Annotated in this window: 4 protein-coding genes; all 4 read left to right on the forward strand. The window is 46.2% G+C overall.

Features of this window, described 5'->3' with window-relative positions; genetic code table 11:
• Positions 1-180: 180 nt before the first annotated feature.
• Positions 181-2022 (forward strand): excinuclease ABC subunit UvrC, encoded by a 1842-nt coding sequence (uvrC, locus tag AB1466_04515; GenBank protein ID MEW6189359.1) that lies wholly within the window; start codon positions 181-183, stop codon positions 2020-2022.
• A 1-nt stretch (position 2023) separates the two neighbouring features.
• Complete coding sequence (locus AB1466_04520; protein ID MEW6189360.1) at positions 2024-2557, forward strand: methylated-DNA--[protein]-cysteine S-methyltransferase; 534 nt, start codon at positions 2024-2026, stop codon at positions 2555-2557.
• Between the two features lie 99 nt (positions 2558-2656).
• Complete coding sequence (gene rapZ, locus AB1466_04525) at positions 2657-3535, forward strand: RNase adapter RapZ (protein ID MEW6189361.1); 879 nt, start codon at positions 2657-2659, stop codon at positions 3533-3535.
• A gap of 113 nt (positions 3536-3648) precedes the next feature.
• On the forward strand, positions 3649-3927 hold a 279-nt coding region (gene whiA / locus AB1466_04530; protein ID MEW6189362.1), incomplete at its 3' end, for a DNA-binding protein WhiA.

Consider the following 3927-nt stretch of genomic DNA (forward strand, 5'->3'; position numbering starts at 1 on the left):
TCGACCTACAGCGGCGAGGATTGGCTAAAGAAGCTCACTTGGCATATGTTAAACTGAAGAGAATATAATCCAGTCTGCCAAGGTGGTGGGTTCCGAAGGGCGAATCACCAATTGTTAGAACGCTATCCTTTCTCATGTGATGGTGAGAATTTTAAAAACCAGTGCTATAATTTTTTCAGGATGACCTCCCAAAAAGCTCTTTTAGAGCAACTGAAAATGGTGCCGGATAAACCCGGTGTCTACGTTTTCAAGGACGCCCAAGGGAAAGTTTTGTACATCGGAAAAGGACGTTCCCTATGTAAGAGAATGCGTTCATATTTTCAGAAGATCCACATCTATTCCCCAAAGACCCAGGCGATGGTGGATAAAATCGCCGATTTTGATATCTATGTTACCGACAGTGAGGTCGAAGCCCTCATCCTCGAGTGCAATTTAATAAAGAGGTATCGACCCAGCTTCAACATAAACCTCAGGGATGATAAGAGCTATCCATGCCTCGCAATCACCCTAAATGATGCATTCCCCAGAGTTATGGTGACCAGAAAATTGGGGTTAGAGGGGGCGAGATACTTCGGTCCTTATACGAAAGCCCATGCCATCAGGGACACGCTGGATACATTACGGCGCATTTTCCCGGTTCGGGTATGTAGAGGGAAAGAACCAGGTAAGTCGAGCGGTTCGCCCTGCCTTAACTATCATATTAAGAGATGTCTTGGTCCATGCACTGGAAAGGTGAGCAAAGAAGAGTATCGAAGGATGATCGATCAAATTTGCCTGTTTTTGGAGGGCAAGCAGGAACAGGTCATAGAGCAACTCCAGAGGGAGATGAAGGAAGCTGCAGAAAAGCTTGAATTCGAGAAAGCAGCCAGGCTTAGAAATAGAATTCGAGCAGCTCAACACGTTTTAGAGAGGCAAAGGATCATTTCCTCCACTAAGGAGGACAAGGATGTCATCGCACTCTTTGCACGGGAGGATGCCGCCTGTGTTGAGGTCTTTTTCATCAGGGGAGGCAAACTCATTGGAAGTGAGAGTTTCATCTTGGACAAGGATGAACACGTGAGCGAAAAGGAGCTTTTGACCTCGTTTGTCAAGCAATTTTACCTCACGACTACTTTTGTGCCCCGATATATACTATTGCAGGATGAAATAGAGGATGCGGAGTTGATCGAGGAATGGCTCACCAAGAAGCGTGGCAAGAAGGTGGAGATCAAGGTTCCCCAGAGGGGTGAGAAAAGGAGCCTGGTGGCACTGGCCATCGACAACGCTCGACATGCCTTTGAGCTCCTCGAGGTCAAAAGAAGACTGGAGAAGGAGAGAGCCTTAAAGGCTCTTGCTGAGCTCAAAGAGCGACTCGATCTACCGGAGTTTCCCTACAGGATCGAGTGCTTCGACATTTCAACCATGCGAGGTCGCCAGTCCGTGGGATCGATGGTGGTCTTTGAAAATGGAAGGCCAAGGAACAAGGATTACAGAAAGTTTAAGATAAAATGGGTTACTGGCCAAGATGACTTCGCCATGATGGCAGAGGTCATAAGGCGTAGATTTACAAGGTATTTGGATGAGAAGGAAGGAAGATTTGGCGTCAAACCGGATCTGGTCATCGTCGATGGTGGGAAGCCACAACTTTCGGCGGCTCTGAAGTCCTTGACCGAGCTGGGCATCGAGGATATCCCGGTGATTGCCCTTGCAAAGAGGGAAGAGGAAATTTATCTTCCGAATCAACCGGAACCCATCTCCTTGCCGGCATTTTCCCCAGGTCTCCGACTCATTCAAAGAATCAGGGACGAAGCTCATCGGTTTGCCCTAAGTTATCATCGAGGTCTGAGGGGAAAGGCGATGGTCAAATCGATCTTCGATCGGATTCCGGGGGTTGGAGAGAAACGGAAGAAGCTCCTTTTAGAATACTTCGGCTCGCCGGAGGCTATCTATGAGGCCAGCCTTGAAGAACTCAAAGCGGTACCCAAGCTTTCCTCCAAAGTTGCTCATGCAATATACCGGTTTTTACATCACCAGGGTGATTAATTTGAAACCGTGCCGGGAAAAACGAGACACTTTAGTCGCCTGTTACTACAATACTCAATATGGTGTTGGGGCGCTGATCTTCAGCGATTTTGGTCTGGCGGGTCTCATCCTTCCCACCAAATGTGAGGAGGAGATTCAAAGGGAGGTTTTAAGAAGATTTCCCACGGCTACCTGCGATAATAAAAATACTTCCTTGGCAAAAATCCTTTCTTCTTATTTTCGGGGAGAAAGGGTAAAATTCAACCAAGCCCTGGATTTGGTGGATTTTCCTCCTTTTGAGAGGGAAGTTTTTCAAATCGTGTGCACAATCCCCTATGGGGAGACCAGAACTTACAAATGGGTAGCCGATGTCCTTGCTAAACCTAGAGCTTATAGGGCTATAGGTAAAGCTTTAAGCAGGAATCCTGTACCCATAGTCATACCTTGCCACAGGGTGGTGAAGAGTGATGGTGAATTGGGTGGATTTAGCGCGGGAGTTTGGTGGAAGAAGGAGCTTTTAAAACTCGAAGGATATCTGAGAGATAAGGCTGGTTAAAATTCATTTTTAGCAGGAGAGAAAGGCAGTTTATTGAAATAAATTGTGGTTTTTGCAAATACTTGTAGGTGCCTAAAATACTAATTTAGAGGTCGGGAAATGCAGAACTTAGAATTTACCTTAATTACGGGTCTATCCGGAGCGGGAAAGTCGGAAGCTATCAGATGTTTCGAGGATATGGGTTACTTCTGCATCGATAATCTACCTCCCACCCTTATCCCCAAGCTAGCTGAACTGTGCTCTCTTCCCGGCAGCAAAGTGCGTAAAGTGGCTCTAGTGAGCGATGTGAGAGGTGGGGAATTTTTTGATGCCCTTTTCGAGGCGCTCAGGGAGCTAAAGGGGAGGAACATCAAATATCAAATCCTCTTTCTTGAGGCTTCCGATGAGGAATTGGTGAAGCGTTTCAAGGAAACCCGCCGCAGGCATCCCCTAGCTGGGGAGGGGCAGATAATAGAAGGGATACACCGAGAACGCCATCTTTTGGAAACGCTTCGAGGCACTGCGGATATGATTATCGATACTACCAATTTGGAGACTCACGAGCTCAGGGATAAAATTCGCTCCTCTTTCTTGGGAGAGCAAAAGCGAAAGGGCATACTCATTACCGTGATATCTTTCGGTTACAAATATGGTGTTCCACTGGACGCCGATTTGGTCATGGATGTGAGGTTTTTGCCAAATCCGCACTATATTCAATCACTCCGTTCCAGAAATGGTGAGGATAAGAAGGTAAGGGAGTTTGTCCTCAATCGCCCAGAAACTCAAACTTTCCTGAAGAAATTCCGGAGTCTCTTAGCCTTCCTTCTTCCGCATTATGTGACCGAAGGGAAAACTCATCTCACCATAGCTCTCGGTTGTACAGGAGGAACCCACAGGTCGGTCACCCTTGCCGACGAGATAGGAGAGTTTCTAAGGGAACAAGACTACAATATAATCGTAAAACACAGGGATATCGGAAGGAACTTCGAATCCCTCTAAATAATTGATTTTGAACCTTAGATGTAGTATTCACGCACTGTAACATTTATGTCACACAAAAATATTAGCTTAATCTCGATATAATTATTGTGAACCGTGAATTGTGAACTAAGATGTCTTTTTCAACTCAGGTTAAAAACGAATTAGCCAGGCTACAGCCGAATAAAGGGTGCTGTCAAAGGGCGGAGCTTTCAGCCATTTTGAGGATGGATGGGACCCTTCATATCCAAAATGGCGCTTTTGCCCTTCACACATTAACGGAAAATGCGGCTGTGGCAAGGAAAACCCTGAAACTCTTTTCAAGCTTATCCGATGTTAAATTGCGACTTGAGGTCAAGCGCTCGATATTCCAGCGGGCAAATGATTATATCCTTTACATACCCCCTCAAACT

The organism is Actinomycetota bacterium, from assembly GCA_040755895.1.
In the GTDB taxonomy this organism is placed as follows: Bacteria; Actinomycetota; Aquicultoria; order Subteraquimicrobiales; family Subteraquimicrobiaceae; genus Subteraquimicrobium.